The organism is Dactylosporangium sp. NPDC050688, assembly GCF_040654515.1.
Lineage (GTDB): Bacteria > Actinomycetota > Actinomycetes > Mycobacteriales > Micromonosporaceae > Dactylosporangium.
This window is the reverse complement of sequence record NZ_JBFAIC010000037.1, coordinates 27,348-42,298: the sequence shown is the minus strand read 5'-3', so window position 1 is coordinate 42,298 and position 14,951 is coordinate 27,348. Positions and strand designations below refer to the sequence as shown.

The 14,951-nt window shown below is 74.5% G+C and carries 12 protein-coding genes; 7 read left to right on the top strand and 5 right to left on the bottom strand.

Annotation, left to right across the window (positions count from 1 at the left end; genetic code table 11):
- Nucleotides 1-10: 10 nt before the first annotated feature.
- The 3 genes from AB0H83_RS30020 to AB0H83_RS30010 are packed head-to-tail and all read right to left on the bottom strand — an operon-like array spanning nucleotide 11 to nucleotide 4,958.
- Nucleotides 11-1,132, bottom strand: coding sequence for an AAA family ATPase (locus AB0H83_RS30020; protein WP_360100449.1), 1,122 nt, complete (start codon nucleotides 1,130-1,132; stop codon nucleotides 11-13).
- A complete protein-coding gene (locus tag AB0H83_RS30015; protein ID WP_360100446.1) occupies nucleotides 1,129-1,548 on the bottom strand; it encodes a hypothetical protein in 420 nt (139 codons plus the stop codon). Before AB0H83_RS30015 ends, AB0H83_RS30020 begins: the two co-directional genes overlap by 4 nt.
- On the bottom strand, nucleotides 1,545-4,958 hold the full coding sequence (locus AB0H83_RS30010) for a DUF4132 domain-containing protein (RefSeq protein ID WP_360100443.1): 3,414 nt from the start codon (nucleotides 4,956-4,958) through the stop codon (nucleotides 1,545-1,547). Before AB0H83_RS30010 ends, AB0H83_RS30015 begins: the two co-directional genes overlap by 4 nt.
- Nucleotides 4,959-5,129: 171 nt before the next feature.
- On the opposite strand from AB0H83_RS30010, the gene AB0H83_RS30005 reads away from it, so the two are divergent.
- Complete coding sequence (locus tag AB0H83_RS30005; protein WP_360100440.1) at nucleotides 5,130-5,495, top strand: MmcQ/YjbR family DNA-binding protein; 366 nt, start codon at nucleotides 5,130-5,132, stop codon at nucleotides 5,493-5,495.
- A gap of 41 nt (nucleotides 5,496-5,536) precedes the next feature.
- Here AB0H83_RS30005 and AB0H83_RS30000 read toward each other — a convergent pair whose 3' ends face one another.
- Nucleotides 5,537-5,659 carry a hypothetical protein gene (locus AB0H83_RS30000; protein WP_360100437.1) on the bottom strand — a complete coding sequence of 41 codons (123 nt, stop codon included), beginning with the start codon at nucleotides 5,657-5,659 and terminating at the stop codon, nucleotides 5,537-5,539.
- 807 nt (nucleotides 5,660-6,466) lie between these two features.
- On the opposite strand from AB0H83_RS30000, the gene AB0H83_RS29995 reads away from it, so the two are divergent.
- The 6 genes from AB0H83_RS29995 (at nucleotide 6,467) to AB0H83_RS29970 (ending at nucleotide 12,942) form a co-directional block, all read left to right on the top strand.
- Nucleotides 6,467-8,392 (top strand): BTAD domain-containing putative transcriptional regulator, encoded by a 1,926-nt coding sequence (locus tag AB0H83_RS29995; RefSeq protein ID WP_360100434.1) that lies wholly within the window; start codon nucleotides 6,467-6,469, stop codon nucleotides 8,390-8,392.
- A gap of 162 nt (nucleotides 8,393-8,554) precedes the next feature.
- Nucleotides 8,555-9,301 carry an NUDIX domain-containing protein gene (locus AB0H83_RS29990; RefSeq protein WP_360100431.1) on the top strand — a complete coding sequence of 249 codons (747 nt, stop codon included), beginning with the start codon at nucleotides 8,555-8,557 and terminating at the stop codon, nucleotides 9,299-9,301.
- Nucleotides 9,298-10,245, top strand: coding sequence for a serine/threonine protein kinase (locus AB0H83_RS29985; protein ID WP_360100428.1), 948 nt, complete (start codon nucleotides 9,298-9,300; stop codon nucleotides 10,243-10,245). The genes AB0H83_RS29990 and AB0H83_RS29985 overlap by 4 nt, the downstream gene beginning before the upstream one ends.
- A gap of 23 nt (nucleotides 10,246-10,268) precedes the next feature.
- Nucleotides 10,269-11,231 (top strand): hypothetical protein, encoded by a 963-nt coding sequence (locus AB0H83_RS29980; protein WP_360100425.1) that lies wholly within the window; start codon nucleotides 10,269-10,271, stop codon nucleotides 11,229-11,231.
- 3 nt (nucleotides 11,232-11,234) lie between these two features.
- Nucleotides 11,235-12,452: an adenylosuccinate synthetase gene (locus AB0H83_RS29975; protein WP_360100422.1), complete on the top strand. Its 1,218-nt coding sequence runs from the start codon at nucleotides 11,235-11,237 to the stop codon at nucleotides 12,450-12,452.
- 88 nt (nucleotides 12,453-12,540) lie between these two features.
- Nucleotides 12,541-12,942, top strand: a complete 402-nt coding sequence (locus AB0H83_RS29970) for a hypothetical protein (protein WP_360100419.1) — start codon at nucleotides 12,541-12,543, stop codon at nucleotides 12,940-12,942.
- A gap of 258 nt (nucleotides 12,943-13,200) precedes the next feature.
- On the opposite strand, the gene AB0H83_RS29965 is transcribed toward AB0H83_RS29970, so the two are convergent.
- Nucleotides 13,201-14,940 (bottom strand): DEAD/DEAH box helicase, encoded by a 1,740-nt coding sequence (locus AB0H83_RS29965; protein WP_360100416.1) that lies wholly within the window; start codon nucleotides 14,938-14,940, stop codon nucleotides 13,201-13,203.
- Nucleotides 14,941-14,951 lie beyond the last annotated feature (11 nt).

The following is a 14,951-nucleotide window of genomic DNA, read 5'->3' as shown; positions in this document are numbered from 1 at the left end:
CGTGCCCACCTCACCCCGGCAGCTGGTGCCGGGCGGCGTGCAGCGCCTTCCACTGCGCGCCGGGCCGCCAGGTCACCTGCTGCTCCAGGTACCGGCGCAGCTTCGCGAGGTCCTCGCCGTTGTCCTTCGCGGCGGTCCCGGCCAGGCACGACACCAGGTCCTCAGCCGTGCCGGGCTCACGGCGCAGGAACCAGCCGCGCAGCCCCACGGCGTGCGCGACCGACACCGCCTCGGCCGTGCTCATCACGGCCGACAGCCGCTCCATCGTGTCGCCGCGCGCCGTCTGCCCGGCCCGCAGCTCCCGGAACGTGGTGACGAGCACTTCCAGCACGTCCCGGCGGGGCGCGGCGGTGACCCCGGAACGGCGCAGCAGCGCACCCGCCTCGGCCTCGACGAGCGAGAGCTCGGTGTCGAAGTCGGCGATCGGGAACACCGTCTCGAAGTTGAACCGGCGTTTCAGCGCGGCGCTCATCTCGTTGACCCCGCGGTCGCGGGTGTTCGCGGTCGCGATGACGTTGAACCCGTCCCGGGCGAACACCATCGAGTCCGGGCCGGTGAGCTCGGGGATCGCCAGTACCCGATCGGACAGGGGCGACAGGAGGCAGTCCTGGACCTCGAGCGGGCAGCGGGTGATCTCCTCGAACCGCACGATCTTGCCCTCGGCCATCCCGCGCAACAGCGGGGCGCGCACGAGCGAGCGCTGGCTGGGCCCCTCGGCGACGAGCAGCGCGTAGTTCCACGAGTACTTGATCTGGTCCTCGGTCGTCGCCGCGCCACCCTGCACGGTCAGCGTCGACTCCCCGCTCACGGCCGCGGCGAGCAGCTCGGACAGCAACGACTTGGCGGTGCCGGGCTCGCCGACGAGCATCAGCCCGCGGCTGGTCGCGAGAGCCACAAGGGCCCGGTCGATGAGCGACGGGTCGCCGACGAACTTGCGGCTGATCCCGGCGCCCGGGTCACCGACGATGAACCGCCGCGCGGCGGTGAGGCTCAGCGCCCAGCCGGGCGGCCGCTCACCGGTGTCGGTGTCGCGGAGAGTGGCCAGCTCGTCGGCGTACCGGACCTCGGCCGGCGGCCGCTGCACGGTGGCGCCGTCACGTTGCTCGGGCCCGGGGTCCGCTTTGGGGCTCACTGCACGACCTCCCGCAGGTCTCTGATGATCTCGGACACGGTAACGGAGTGGAGCCCGCCGAACGTGTGCGGCCGGTCCCGGGTCCACCTGGTCCCGCCGGCGCCGACGGTGGGGGCATCCAGCAGCGACTGCTCCGCGAACTGGGTCACGGCTTCAACCTCGCCGACGACGATGCCCGGAGGTCCGCTCGTGTCGCGGCGCCGCCTGTCGCCGCTCGCCGGGCTGTCGAGCTCGGCGAGCAGCAGCGCCCCGCCCGGCCGGGGCGGTTCCATCGCCGGTTCCCTGTCGCCGCCCCGCCCCGGTGCCGCCCCGCCGTCGTGGCCCGCCACCGGTCGGTACGCAACCGGCAGGCCGCCGCGTCTCGGCAGGACGCTGCGGCGCCAGGCGGCTGGGGTGACGTGCGTGTCCTCGCTCATGCGGTCGCTTCCTCCAGGTCGCGGACGAGCTCGAACGCGCCGACCGGGTCGAGCTCGGCGATGGGCACGGGGCACCGCCCGTCGCCGCTCGGATGGCGGGCGTCGACCCACACGCCGGCGATGGTCTGGAACGGATCGACGGACACATCGCCGAAGTGCAGGCCGGGGTCGAGTTCGACGACGGCGGCACGGCCGCCGGGAAGGTCGCGCTCGATCCAGCCCCCATAGCCGTGGCGGTGACCCTCGGTGCGGCGCCAGGCGCCGCGGGTGAGGGCAGCGATCCGGCCCGTCGGCACCTTCACCCCGGTGAACCTGGCGAGCGCGTCGCGGTCGCGCTCCTCGGCGGTGAGGCTGTAGTCGCCCCGGCCGAGCTGCGGGAACGGCTGCACGATCGCGTAGTCGGCGAACAGCTCCGCCCACGCGCCGAGGGCCTCGCCGAGCTGCAACGGGTGCGCCACCCCGATCAGCGCGTCGTCGGCCACCGTCACCGGCGTGTCGTCAACCCCGGCGAAGGTCCTGTCCTCGGCCACCCGCACCGCGCCCGCCGCACCGGACCCCGCGACCACGCCTGCGACCGAAGGCGCATCGGAGGGGGTCGTCGCGTCATCGGTACGCAAGCCGCCACCGACCGACGAACCACCCGTGGGACCCGCGGACGAGCCGTCGAGGACCACCCATACGAGCCGGCGCGCGACGTGCCAGACCAGGGGGTGCCCGACGATGAACCGGCGGAACTCGGCGCCCGTCCAGCGCCGCCCCATGACCATCGCCCGCTCGAACCGCGGGATCTGCTCCGCGGCGACGGCACGCACGTCGCGCTTGAGCACGGTGAACCGTTTCGCGGCCGCGGGCGCCAAGGCTGGGTCGTCGCGCACGCCCGGGCGGGGCAGGTCGCGGCGCCTGGCGCCGGTCTCGTCGGCGACGAACGGCTGGAGCCGCTCGTCGAAGCCGACCGTGAACCGGCGCGACCCGTAGTCGATGGTGAGCGTGCCGGCGGCATCGAGGCCGAGGTCGGGCACGAGCCGGTCGGCGAGCTGCTCCGGCGACAGCCGCAGGGCCGTGGCCACCTCGGCGAGCCGCTCGTGCGCGCGGGCGCGTACCGACGGGGTGCGGACCTTCGTGGCGAGGCGGTGCAGGTGGGTGAGGGCGCCCTCGGTGCCGATCCGGGCGATGACGTCGACGGCCGCGACGGCCCTGACCAGCGCGCCTTCGGACGGCCAGGCGCGGACGTGCTCGGCGAGTCGGCGGGCGGTCTCGTCGTCGCCGAGGAACGCCTGCGCCTCGAGGACCCAGCCGGCGCGCGCCGGGGCGCCCGCGTCGAGCCAGCGCTCCAGCAGCGACACGGCGAACGCGCCGAGCGACGCCTCGGTGCATGCCTGCCGCACGACGGCCAGCCCCGCGTACGGCTCCGGCCCCGCGTACGGCTCGGCCGGCCCGGACATGGCGAGCATCGTCAGCACGTGCCGGACGGCGTCGACCGGCAGCGTCCCAGCGCCGCCGCGCAGTTCGACCGGGGCGAGCGCGGCGGGGTCGACCCAGCCTGGCAGCGCCGGTGGCCTGGCCGGCAGCACGTCGAGCGGGTCGGTGTCCAGCAGCTCGGTGACCGCCGCCGCGGCCTCCGCGCCGTAGGACCGGGCGGCGGCCTCGACCGCGTCGCGGCGGCCCAGGTCGGCGACGACGCGCAGCGCCTGCCAGGCGTGGCGGCGGGCAGGGCCGGCCGGGCCGAGCGCGGCGGGGACGAGAGCCCGGGCGGCGGACCCGGGGTGCCGGCGCAGCCAGTCGACGGCGTGCCGCCGCGCGGGCCGGCCGCCGCCGAGCCGCCGGGCGACGACGGCGGCGACCTCCGGCCCGGTGAACGGCATCAGCAGCGGCGTCGTGCTCGCCCGGCTCACCCGGTCGACGTCGAGGATCAGTGGCAGCACCAGCACCCCGAACCTGGCGATGAGGGCGGGCGACCAGCGCTCCTCGTCCCAGCGCCGGTTGGGCCGCCAGCGGGCCGCGACCGGCGCCGCCACCTCCATCGGGGCGTGCATGAAGAACCCGAACGTGTCGACCCACGAGCAGGTGCCGGCGTCGATGTCGCGGGCGAGAGCGGCCCAGTCGGAGCGCAGCGGCCCCCACTGGCCGGCGGTGCCCGCCCGGTCGAGCCACTCGGCCTGCTCCCCTGGCTCCCAGGCGATCCCGGGCGGATCGGTGCAGCACAGGCCGGCGACCACGACGGGTTTCCGGGCGGGGGCCGCCCACGGCGGGGTGACCAGCAGCGGTGGCAGCGCCTCGGGCGGTGCGACCGTGCGGCGGTCGAGCGCGCCGAGGGCGGCGGCGACCCGGGTGGCGGCCGCGCCGCGCAACGCCGGCAGCACCTCGGCTGCGATGTCGCGGTGCGCGGCCACGTGGGCCCGCAGCCGCTCGGCGATGCCGCGCCGGCCGGCGGCCTCGGCGAGGAGCCGCACGGCCCGGCGGGGGAACCGGTCGCTCGCCGCCGCCAGGGCGGCCGGGACGTGGCGGGTGTCGACCCGGTCGGCCAGCGCCTGGAACGCGGCGTCGGTCGGCATCGCGGCGATGATCGGCGGCAGGGCCCGCCGGGCGTCGGCGGACCCGCCGAAGCGCTCGAACCACCCGACGAACAGCGGCGCGGCGCCCGTCCCGAGCCCGTCGGCGATCGTGTGCAGCAGCGCGGTGTCGGTGAACAGCTCCTGCGGCGGATACGCGCCGGCGAGCGTCTCGGCCTGCGCCTCGGTGGTCACGGAAGCGAGCAGCAGCAGGGTGCTCCAGTCGTCGCCGACGACACGCCCCCGCACCTCCCGCTCGACCCAGGCCGCCTCGGTCGGCGCGAGGTGGGCGGCCACGATGCGGTGCGTCGCCGAGCGCTCCCGCCACGCCCCGAGCAGCTCGACGACGGCCCGGTGCTCGTCGTCGGGCGCGGCGGCGAGCGCGGCCCGCACGGGTCCCAGGGCGGCGCCCGCCCTTTCGCTGCCCCGCACGCGACGCACGACGGGCTCGCCGGCTCGGCTCGTCGGGCGCCAGTCTGCGCCATACCCCAGACCCTGCAGCTCCATGACCGCCTCCACGGCGAACCGCAGCCCGTGGCCGGCGACCCACCCCTCGGCGAACACCGCTGCGGCGGCCCGGCTGCGGTCGTCGGGTGGCCCGGCGTAGGCGGCGACGACGGCGGCCGCGCCGAGCGGGGTGGCGCCGCCGTCGAGATGCGCCAGCCCTGCGTCGCGGATGTCAGCAGGGGTACGGGCATCGCCGAGCGAGGTGCGCAGGCTGGGGCGTTTGGCCACCAGCGTGGCGACATCAGCGGCCCAGGTCGGCGAGGGCCGGAAGTCTGCGGGAGCGCCGCCCCGCCGCGGCCGGATGGCCCGCAGCCAGGCGGACGGCATCACGAACGCGTCCTCAACCGTGCCCATCCGCCGCCTCCCCGTGGTGCAGATCTGGATGGGCGACACACTAGCGACGCCCACCGACAATTTCGGTCGGACGCCCGTACGCTGCGGCAACGCCTTTGATCATGAAACTTGGCAAATGGGGAAAATCGGATCCCCGGAAAAGTGTCGGACCCTCCTGTTACACCTACAGTCATGGGATTGCGAACCAGCCGCGGAGTGAGCGTCGCCGAGGCGCTCCGCATGGTCCTGACGCTGCCCGAGGTCGAGCAGCGCCTGCACGGCAACCATCTCAGCTTCCGGGTGCGCGACCGCGGGTTCGCCTATCTGTGCGAGGACGACTGGACGATGCTGGTCAAGACGTCCCGCGAGGAGCAGGCGGCCCTCGTGGAGGACGACCCGCGTGCGTACAAGAAGTCGCACGTGTCCGGCCGGTTCGGCTGGGTGCAGGTTCGCCTGCGCAAGGCGCACGAGGACGAGCTGTGCGACCTCATCACCGAGGCCTGGCGGATGACCGCGCCGAGGCCGATCGTGGCACGCCTGGATCTCGCTTTACGTTGACGAATGAGGGGGTACGTGCAAGCTTCCGGCGACCGCCGGGGCTACCGCAGCACAGACACGATCATGGTGACGGCGCCCGCGCCGAGCGCGGCGACGAAGCAGGCCGCGAGCGCGATGCGAGACGAGAGGCGGACCACCGGGGCGACCCGGGCCATGATCTTCATACGGTGCAGGAGATCACGCCGGCCTGAAGCCCGCCTGTGGCCCGCCTGAACGCAGCGAGATCACGACGAGCCGAAGCCGACCATGACGACGGCCATGGCCGTGGCCGGGCAGAGGCCAGGACGGTGGCCATGACGGGGGCGACCTGGCCAGCAAGAACCGGGCTGTGCTGGCACCTGGCCGGCGGGAACCGTGGCCGTGGTGGGACCGCGATCGTGGCCGTGGTGGGACCGCGATCGTGGCCGTGGTGGGACCGCGACCGTGGCCGTGGTGGGACCGCGACCGTGGCCGTGGTGGGACCGCGACCGTGGCCGTGGTGGGACCGTGACCGCGGCCTGCCCGGCGCCAGCCTCGATGCCGTTACGGTTGCCCGCCCGCTCCATCACCCAGTGATCGAAGTCGCCGGGTGGTCACCGGGACGGCCAATCCTGTCCTTGGATCACCCCGAGGCACGGCAGCCGGTGCACAACCAGAGCCGCCGGACGGCCATCCACTCGCATCCAACCGCGTGGCTGGCCTTTGCGTTGCCGCGTTGCCGCGGTCCGCGTCCGAGCTTCCTCGCCGGTCCGGCCCACCCGGCGCCTGCCCGGGTGCCGTTACGGTTGCCCGCCCGCCCCACCACCCAGTGATCGAAGTCGCCGGGTGGTCACCGGGACGGCCAATCCTGTCCTTGGATCACCCCGAGGGCCCGGCGACCTGCGCCCGGCGGCGCACTACCGGCGAGCGGCGGGTTGTGACCTGTGCGTGCCGGAAGGGAACCGCTCAAGCTGTGCCGGGGGCTGCCGATTGCGGCGGCTGTGGACGTGCGCGTGCTGGGGCAGATCGAGATCATCGACGGTGACGGCCGGCGGATGACCGGGGACGACCTGCCTCGGCGGGCGCGGCAGGTGCTTGGGGTGCTCGCCGCGCGGCATGACCGGGTGCAGTCGAAGGACGCCCTGGCCGACGCGGTCTGGGGGGCGGACCTGCCCGGCAACGCCACGGCCGCGTTGGAGCACTACGTGTCGGTACTGCGGCGGGCGCTGCAGCCGGGGGTGCCGACGAGCAGGTCGTTCATCGTGACGAGGGCCGGCGGGTACGTCTTCGCCACCGACCGGGCGCGGCTCGACCTCGCCGAGCTGCGGGCGGCGGCGAAGATCGCGGAGCGGCGGCCCGGGCAGCTGGACGTGCGGGAGAGGATCGTGGAGCTGGCGCCGGAGCTGCCGTTCGCCGAGGACGAGTACGCCGACTGGGCCGCACCGGCCCGCGCCGAGGTCAAGGCGGTCCTGGTCGCGGCGCTGCTCGATCTGGCTGAGCCGGCCGCGGCGGCGGACCCGGGCCGGGCGCTGCGCCTGGCGCGGGAGGCGACGGAGCTGGAGCCGTTCACCGAGCGCGGGTACCGCCTCGCCATGCTCGCCGGTGCCAGGCTGGGGCGCGCGGACGAGGTGGTGCGCTGGTTCGACCTGTGCCGCCGGGCGCTCGCCGACGACCTCGGTATCTCCCCGTCCGCCGACACGACGTCGCTGCGCGACCGGCTCCTGGCCGAGCTGTCCACCGTCACCCGGGAGCCGGCCGCCGGCCCGACCAGCACGACCCGCCCGACCAGCACGACCGGCCCGAGCGGCACGACCGGCCCGACCGGGGACCGGCGCCGCGGCGACCGCCGCAAAGCCGACCGCCGCGCCACCACCCAGCCCGACCCTCACCGCACCACCCAGCCCGGCCCGCAGCTCGAACCACAGCCCGCCGCCGCATCACCCTCAGAGCACGAACGACCCGCGGACCACCCGACCACCGCGCCCACCACCCCCGCGGCTCCCGCGCTCGAGCGGCGCCTCTCCGTGGTCCGGGCGACCAACCCGGCACCGGGCGCCAGCACCGCAGCCGAGGGGTTCGTCGGGCGCGCCGCCGAGCTGGCCGTCCTCGCCGGCGGCCCCGGGGTCGTCCACGTGGTCGGTCCCGCAGGCGCCGGCAAGTCGGCGTTGCTGGGGCGGCTGCGCGAGCTGGAGCCGGGCCGCGTCGGGCTGGGACGGGGTCCGGGGCCTGGCGGCGCGCTGCGGCTCGGCTGGCTGCGCGCCGCGCTGCACCAGCTCGGCCGGGCCGCTGACGAGGTCCTCGACGCGGCGATGCGCGAGCGCCGCTGGCTGCACCCCGCCGAGCTCGACGGGATCGCCGGCGGGCTGGACGGCCTCACCGTCGCCGTCGACGACGCGGAACACCTCGACGCGCACTCGGTCAGTGAGCTGCGCTGGCTGCGGGAACGCGGGTTGCGGGTGGTCGTGTCGTGCCGGTACCCGTCGGCGATCGCGGACCGGCCGCTGCACGCGCTCGACGCGGACCTGGTGCTGCGGCTCGACCCGCTCGGCGAGCAGGACCTGCCGGTCGACGTCCTCGCGGCGAGCGGCGGCATCCCGGCGCTGGTCCCGGCCGCGAGCGGAGGCGACCCGGCGCTCGCCGAGGCGGTCGCGATGCACCTGGCCAGGCAGCGGACCCGGTGGATGCCGCCGGCGGCGTGGGACGTGCTGCGCCTGACCGCGGCGCTCGGCACGCTGCGGGTCGAGCAGCTCGCCGCGACCGGCGGCCTCGACCTCGACGAGGTCCTCGCCGCGGTGGACCGGCTCGTACACGCGCAGCTGCTGGTCGAGGGGCCCGGCGGCAGCGTCCGGCACCGCAGCGACCTGGTCAGGTCCGCGGTCGCCGCGCAGATCTCCGCCGCGCACGGCCACCACCTCCGCGACCGCCTCGCCACCGCGTAAAGAGACCGCCTCGCCACCGCGTAAAGACCCGCATAGAAGACCGCCTCGCCACCACGCAAAGGCGGCCAAGCGCACAGCAAGAAAAACGTCATTGCGCCCCCGGTACCCCGCGACGTATGTTCTTCTCAGATAGAGAACTACTCAGTCTGAGAAGGACCCAGGGTGAACGACGCCGACTTCCTCGCCAGCTACGACCCGCGCGCCTACCCGCCGGTGGCGGTGACCGTGGACATCGTGGCGTTCACGATCCGCCAGGGCGCGCTCAACGTGCTGCTCGTGCGCCGTGCGTGCCCGCCCAGCGAAGGCATGTGGGCCCTGCCCGGAGGGTTCGTCGGGCAGTGGGAGGACCTGCCGACCGCGGCCGCCCGGGAGCTCGCGGAGGAGACCGGCGTCGCCACCGCGCACCGGCGGCTGCACCTGGAGCAGCTCGGCACGTACGGCGCACCCGACCGTGACCCTCGCATGCGGGTGGTCTCGGTGGCGTACGTGGCGTTCGCGCCGGACCTGCCCGACCCGGTCTCCGGCAGCGACGCCCGCGAGGCCGCCTGGGTGCCGATGGACGAGCGCCCCGCGGAGCTCGCGTTCGACCACAGCACGATCGTCGCCGACGGCCTCGAGCGCGCCCGGTCGAAGCTGGAGTACACGCCGCTGGCGACCAAGTTCGTCGGTGAGGAGTTCACGATCGCCGAGCTGCGCGCCGTCTACGAGACGGTGTGGGGCGAGCCGCTGCACGCCGGCAACTTCCACCGCAAGGTGCTGTCCGTCCCCGGGTTCGTCGAGAGCACCAACACGACCACCGAACGCGGCGGCGCCCGCGGCGGCCCCCGGGCCAAGCTCTACCGCGCCGGCGACGCCCGGCTGCTGCACCCGGCACTGCTCATGCCCAGCAGGGAGGAGACGGTCCGGTGACCACCACCGCCGAGGCCATCGAGCTCATCATGAACCGGGGCAGCGCGCTGTTCGACGGCGACGACCCGGCCGGCACGTACCGGCGGCTGGCCCGCCTCACCCACCCGGACACCGCCGGGCCGCAGGGCGCCGCCGCGTTCGCCCGGCTCAGCGACCTGTGGCGCAACCGGGGCACGATCCGCAGCGCCGCGGGCATGTACCCCACCACCACCCTCGCCTTCGAGGGTGACCTCGCCAACCTGTACACGGTGCCCGACGGCCACCTCAAGCTCGTGCGGGACCCGGCGTGCAACGACCTCATGGCGCGCGAGGCGGCCGCCCTGCGGCAGCTCGCCGAGCGCGGCGACCCGCGCTACCTGCCGTACGTGCCGCGACTGGTCGACTCGTTCCGCCACAAGGACGGCACCGTGACGCGGCGCGGCAACGTCATCGCCGCGACCGCAAAAGGGTTGCACAGCCTGGCCGAGGTCGCCGAGCGCCGGCCCGGCGGGCTCGACCCGCGCGACGCGGCATGGATGTGGCGGCGCCTGCTCGTCGCACTCGGCCTCGCACACCGCGCCGGCGTCGTGCACGGCGCGATCGTGCCCGAGCACGTCCTCATCCAGCCCGACGACCACGGCGTCGTGCTCGTCGACTGGTGCTACAGCGTCACCGAGCCCGGTGACCGTGTCCCCGCGATCGTGCCGCACCGGCGCGACCACTACCCGGCCGAGGTCCTCGCCCGCGAGACCCCCGGCCCGTACACCGACCTGGCCATGGCCGCCCGGGTCATGGCCGACCTGATGGGGGATCTCGCCCCGCCGGCCTTGCGGCGCTTCGCCGACGGCTGCCGGCTCAGCTCGCCCAGGCAGCGTCCCGACGACGCCTGGAAGCTGCTCGGCGAGCTCGACGACCTGCTGCACCGGCTGTACGGCCCCCGCAAGTTCCGACCGTTCACCCTGTAGAAGCCTGTACAAGGAGGAGCCCCATGGGAAGTGGGATCTGGTCGACCGACGTCTACGACGCCGCCGACCGCTACCGCCGCGCCACCGGCGCCAGCGCGTTCGCCTACAGCGACTCCGGCGCCCGCACCGTCCACACCGCACTCGACCCGAAGGGCGTCGGCAAGCGGGAGAGCCGCGACTCCGACGAGCACCCCGACTCGGTCGCCATCGCCGTGCTCTTCGACGTGACCGGCTCGATGGGCTCGGTGCCCCGGGTGCTGCAGCAGAAGCTGCCGCAGCTGCTCGGCCTGCTGCTGCGCAAGGGGTACGTGAAGGACCCGCAGATCCTGTTCGGCGCCATCGGCGACGCCACGTGCGACCGGGTGCCGCTGCAGGTCGGGCAGTTCGAGTCGGACAACCGCCTCGACGAGGACCTCGGCCGGTTCGTGCTCGAGGGCGGCGGCGGCGGGCAGATGACCGAGTCCTACGAGCTGGCCATGTACTTCATGGCCCGGCACACCAGCATCGACTGCTACGAGAAGCGGGGCAAGCGCGGCTACCTGTTCATCATCGGCGACGAGCAGGCGTACCCGCGGGTCAAGCCCCGCGAGGTCAGCGCCGTCATCGGCGACAGGCTCGGCGAGCCGATCGCGCTGCGGGCGATCGTCGACGAGGTCCGGCGCATGTACGACACGTACTACATCCTGCCGGCGGGCACGGCGTACACGGGCAACACCACCATCCTCGACTTCTGGAAGGACCTGCTCGGCCAGAACGTCATCGCCCTGGACGACCTCGACGCGGTCTGCGAGACGATTGCGCTCACCGTCGGTCTCGGTGAGGACAGCATCGACCTGGACGAGGGCCTCGAGGACCTGCGCAAGGTCGGCTCGGCGGCCACCGCGACCGTCGGCAAGGCCCTCGCGCGCATCGGCGGCGGCCGCGCCCCGGTCGCCACCGGCACCGCCCCCACGATGACCGGCACCACCAGCGTGGAGCGGTTGTAGGCCATGCGGCACGTCATCGTGGTGGACCTCGGATACGGCGACTGCGGCAAGGGCACCGTCGTCGACCACCTCTGCGCCACGCGTGACGTGCACACCGTGGTGCGCTTCAACGGCGGCGCGCAGGCCGCGCACACCGTAGAGCTCGCCGACGGGCGCAAGCACACGTTCGCACAGTTCGGGTCGGGCACGTTCCGGCCCGGCGTGCGGACCCACCTGTCCCGGTTCATGGTCGTGGACCCCCTCGCCCTCGCCGCCGAGGCCGACCACCTGATCGGCCTCGGCGTCGGCGACGTGTGGCAGCGGCTCACCGTCGACCGCGCCGCGCTGCTGTCCACCCCGTACCACCGCGAGGCCAACCGGGCCAAGGAGATCGCCCGCGGCGCCGACCGGCACGGCTCCTGCGGGATGGGCGTCGGCGAGACGATGGCGTACGCACTGTCCCATGTGGACGACGCGCCCCGGGTCGGCGACTGCCTCTCGCCGGCCGTGCTGCGGGCGAAGCTGCACCGGCTGCGGGCCACGCTCGGCGTCGGCGGCCCACCCGTGGACGCCTGCGTCGAGGCGTACACCGCATTCGCCGCCACGGTGTCCATCGTGGACGGTCTGCGCATCGAGGGGCCGTGCGTCTTCGAGGGCGCGCAAGGGGTACTGCTCGACGAGTGGCACGGCTTCCACCCGTACACCACCTGGAGCACGACGACGTTCGCCAACGCCGAGACCCTCCTGGCCGGCGAACCCGCCTACCGCCTCGGGGTGCTGCGCACCTTCACGACCCGCCACGGCGCCGGCCCCCTCGTCACGGAGGACCCGGCGCTGCCGGTCACCGACCCCAACAACCCCGCCAACCCGTGGCAGGGCGCGTTCCGGGTCGGCCACTTCGACGCGGTCGCGCACCGCTACGCCCTCGACGTCTGCGGCGGCGTCGACGGTCTGGCCCTCACCCACCTCGACACCGCCGAGCGCACCCCGCAGCTGCGCATGTGCACCGGCTACGACGGCACCGTCCCGACCCGCGGCGCCACCGGCGACCTCGAGCGCCAGGAGCGGCTCACCCGCGCACTGCTGACCAGCCGGCCCAGGTTCACTCCCGTACCCGACTGGACCGCCGCCGTCGAGGAGCAACTGGCGACCCCCGTCGTGCTCGAGTCCCGCGGCCCCCGCTCGGAGGACAAGACGTCCACCGATCCGGCCCTCGCGCCCACCACCCAGCTGACATGCTGAACGTCGCACCTCAGCCGCACCACAGCTGATCCTCAGAGCGCTGTGTGACGCTGCACCCCACACGAGGCGCGACGGAGGGGCACACGGCATGGGACTCGATCGCGGCACGCTCAACGCGGTCCTGCTCGCCACCACCGCGGGCCTGGCCATCGGCGGCGCCGCCGGGATCGTCGCCCCCACGTTCGCCGAGGCCGGCCCCGCCGCGCCGCACCGGTCGGCAGCCCCACCGACGGTCGTGACCGACGTCGACGTCCTCGGCGCCGGCCACATGACCATCACGATCCGCTTCAGCAACACCGGCCACGTGGTGCGCCACGTGGCCGCGACGGACCTCACCGTGTCCGCCGGCCCTGTGGTCCTCCGCCCGCGTACGCCCACCGCCGTCGACATCTTCCCGGGCGCCGTGGTCAGCTCGACGTTCGCCTTCGACGCGCCCCCAGCGGGCGCCGACCTGACGCTGCACCTGCCGGGCGAGGCCCTGGCCCTGTAGCGCCGGTGCCGCTGTGCGGGTGCCCGCGCCAAGGAGCCCGCGGCGCCCAGAGCTGCCAGTTGATCTGTGCGGGCCAAGCCTGAGCCGGTGGGCAGGATCGTGTGACCGCGGGCGGCGCCCACCGGATGCCGCGCGCACGCGCGTGAGGCTGCCGCGCGCAGCGCAGGCAGTGCGAGCGCAGCGAGCATGGGGGCTCCGGGGTGGGAACCCCCCGGCCGGCCGCGGCGGCAGCCGCCCGAAGCTAGAAACTGCCCGAAACTAGGAACTGAAGCGCTCCCGGCGCACGACGGGGCGGCGGCCCTTCAGGGTGGTCCGGCGCAGCGTGTCGATGACCTCGTCGACGGCGCCTTCCGGGACCTCCACCAGGGAGAACCGGTCCGTGATCTCGATCGCGCCGATGTCGCGGCCGCTCAGGCTCGACTCGCCCGTGATGGCGCCGACGAGGTCCTGGGGGCGGATGCCCGCGGCCCGGCCGGCGCCGACGAAGAGCCTGGTCATGCCGCCCGCGGGGACGCGGCGGCCGCCCGCCTCGCGGCCCCGGCCGCGGCCGTCGGCGTCGCGGACGGCGACCCGGCGACCGGGGCGGTCCCCCGAGGCCGGGCCGTAGCCGGGGCGGTCGCCCTCGCGCGGGGCGCGCAGGGTGATCTCGGGGATCTCCTCCTCGTCGCCGTCGCCGATGGCGGCGGCGTCGTGGGCGATCTTGACCGCGGCGATGGCGATCTCCATCAGGTCGAACTCGTCGCTGAGGGTCTCGACCACCACGCGGAACTGGGAGAGGGCGGCGTCGTCGGCGACGAGGCTCTCGTGCAGCGCGGCGCGGGTCAGCTCGAGGCGGCGGGCGCGCAGGTCGGCGACGGTCGGGACCTTCTCGATGAGGATGCGCTGCTTGGTGATGCGTTCGATGGTCTTGAGCATGCGGTGCTCGCGGGGCTCGGCGAGGGTGATCGCCACGCCCTCGCGGCCGGCGCGGCCGACGCGGCCGATGCGGTGGACGTACGACTCGGGGGCCGACGGCACGTCGTAGTTGACGACGTGGGTGAGGTGCTCGACGTCGAGGCCGCGGGCGGCGACGTCGGTGGCGACCAGCAGGTCGGCGGTGCCGTTGCGCAGGCGTGCCATGACCCGGTCGCGCTGCTCCTGGCCCATGCCGCCGTGCAGGGCCTCGGCACGGTACCCGCGGCCGTTGAGGGTCTCGGTGAGCTGGTCGACCTCGTCGCGGGTGCGGCAGAAGACGAGAGCGGCGCCGGGGGCCTCGACGTCCAGGACGCGGCCGAGGGCAGCGGGCTTGTGGGCGCGGGGCACGACGTAGGCGACCTGGCGCACCAGCGGGGCCTCGCCGGCGGCGGTCGGGGCGCGGCCGATCTGGATGCGGACCGGGTCGTTGAGGTGGCTGCGGGCCAGGCCGTCGATGCGGGGCGGCATGGTGGCGGAGAAGAGCACGGTCTGGCGGTCCTCGGGGGTCTCCTGCAGGATCGCCTCGATATCCTCGGCGAAGCCCATGTCGAGCATCTCGTCGGCCTCGTCGAGCACGACGACGCGCAGGTCGTGCAGGTGCAGCGTGCCACGGCTGATGTGGTCGAGGGCCCGACCCGGGGTGGCGACGACGACGTCGATGCCCTGCTCGAGGGCGCGCAGCTGGCGGCCGATCGGCTGGCCGCCGTAGATCGGCAGGACGCGGGTGCCGAGGTCCTTGCCGTACCGGTGGATCGCCTCCGACACCTGCACGGCCAGCTCGCGGGTGGGCACGAGGATGAGCGCCGAGGGGTTGTTGCCGCCCGGGGAGGGGATGCTCTGCAGCAGCGGCAGCGAGAACGCGGCGGTCTTGCCGGTGCCGGTGGCGGCCTGGCCGAGCAGGTCACGGCCGGCGAGCATCGGCGGAATCGCCTCGCGCTGGATCGGGGTCGGCTCCTCGTAGCCGAGGGTGGTCAGTGCCTTGAGCAGCTCGTCCCGCAAGCCCAGTTCGGCGAAGCCGGTATCGTCGTTGGTGCCTGCGGTCACGGTGGAGCTCC

Bases quoted from the DNA above. Each gene is read 5' to 3' on its own strand.
- AB0H83_RS29980 (WP_360100425.1), top strand. From the start codon at position 10,269: ATGGGAAGTGGGATCTGGTCGACCGACGTCTACGACGCCGCCGACCGC.
- AB0H83_RS30010 (WP_360100443.1), bottom strand. From the start codon at position 4,958: ATGGGCACGGTTGAGGACGCGTTCGTGATGCCGTCCGCCTGGCTGCGG.
- AB0H83_RS30015 (WP_360100446.1), bottom strand. From the start codon at position 1,548: ATGAGCGAGGACACGCACGTCACCCCAGCCGCCTGGCGCCGCAGCGTC.
- AB0H83_RS30005 (WP_360100440.1), top strand. From the start codon at position 5,130: ATGGGATTGCGAACCAGCCGCGGAGTGAGCGTCGCCGAGGCGCTCCGC.
- AB0H83_RS29970 (WP_360100419.1), top strand. From the start codon at position 12,541: ATGGGACTCGATCGCGGCACGCTCAACGCGGTCCTGCTCGCCACCACC.
- AB0H83_RS30000 (WP_360100437.1), bottom strand. From the start codon at position 5,659: ATGAAGATCATGGCCCGGGTCGCCCCGGTGGTCCGCCTCTCGTCTCGC.
- AB0H83_RS29975 (WP_360100422.1), top strand. From the start codon at position 11,235: ATGCGGCACGTCATCGTGGTGGACCTCGGATACGGCGACTGCGGCAAG.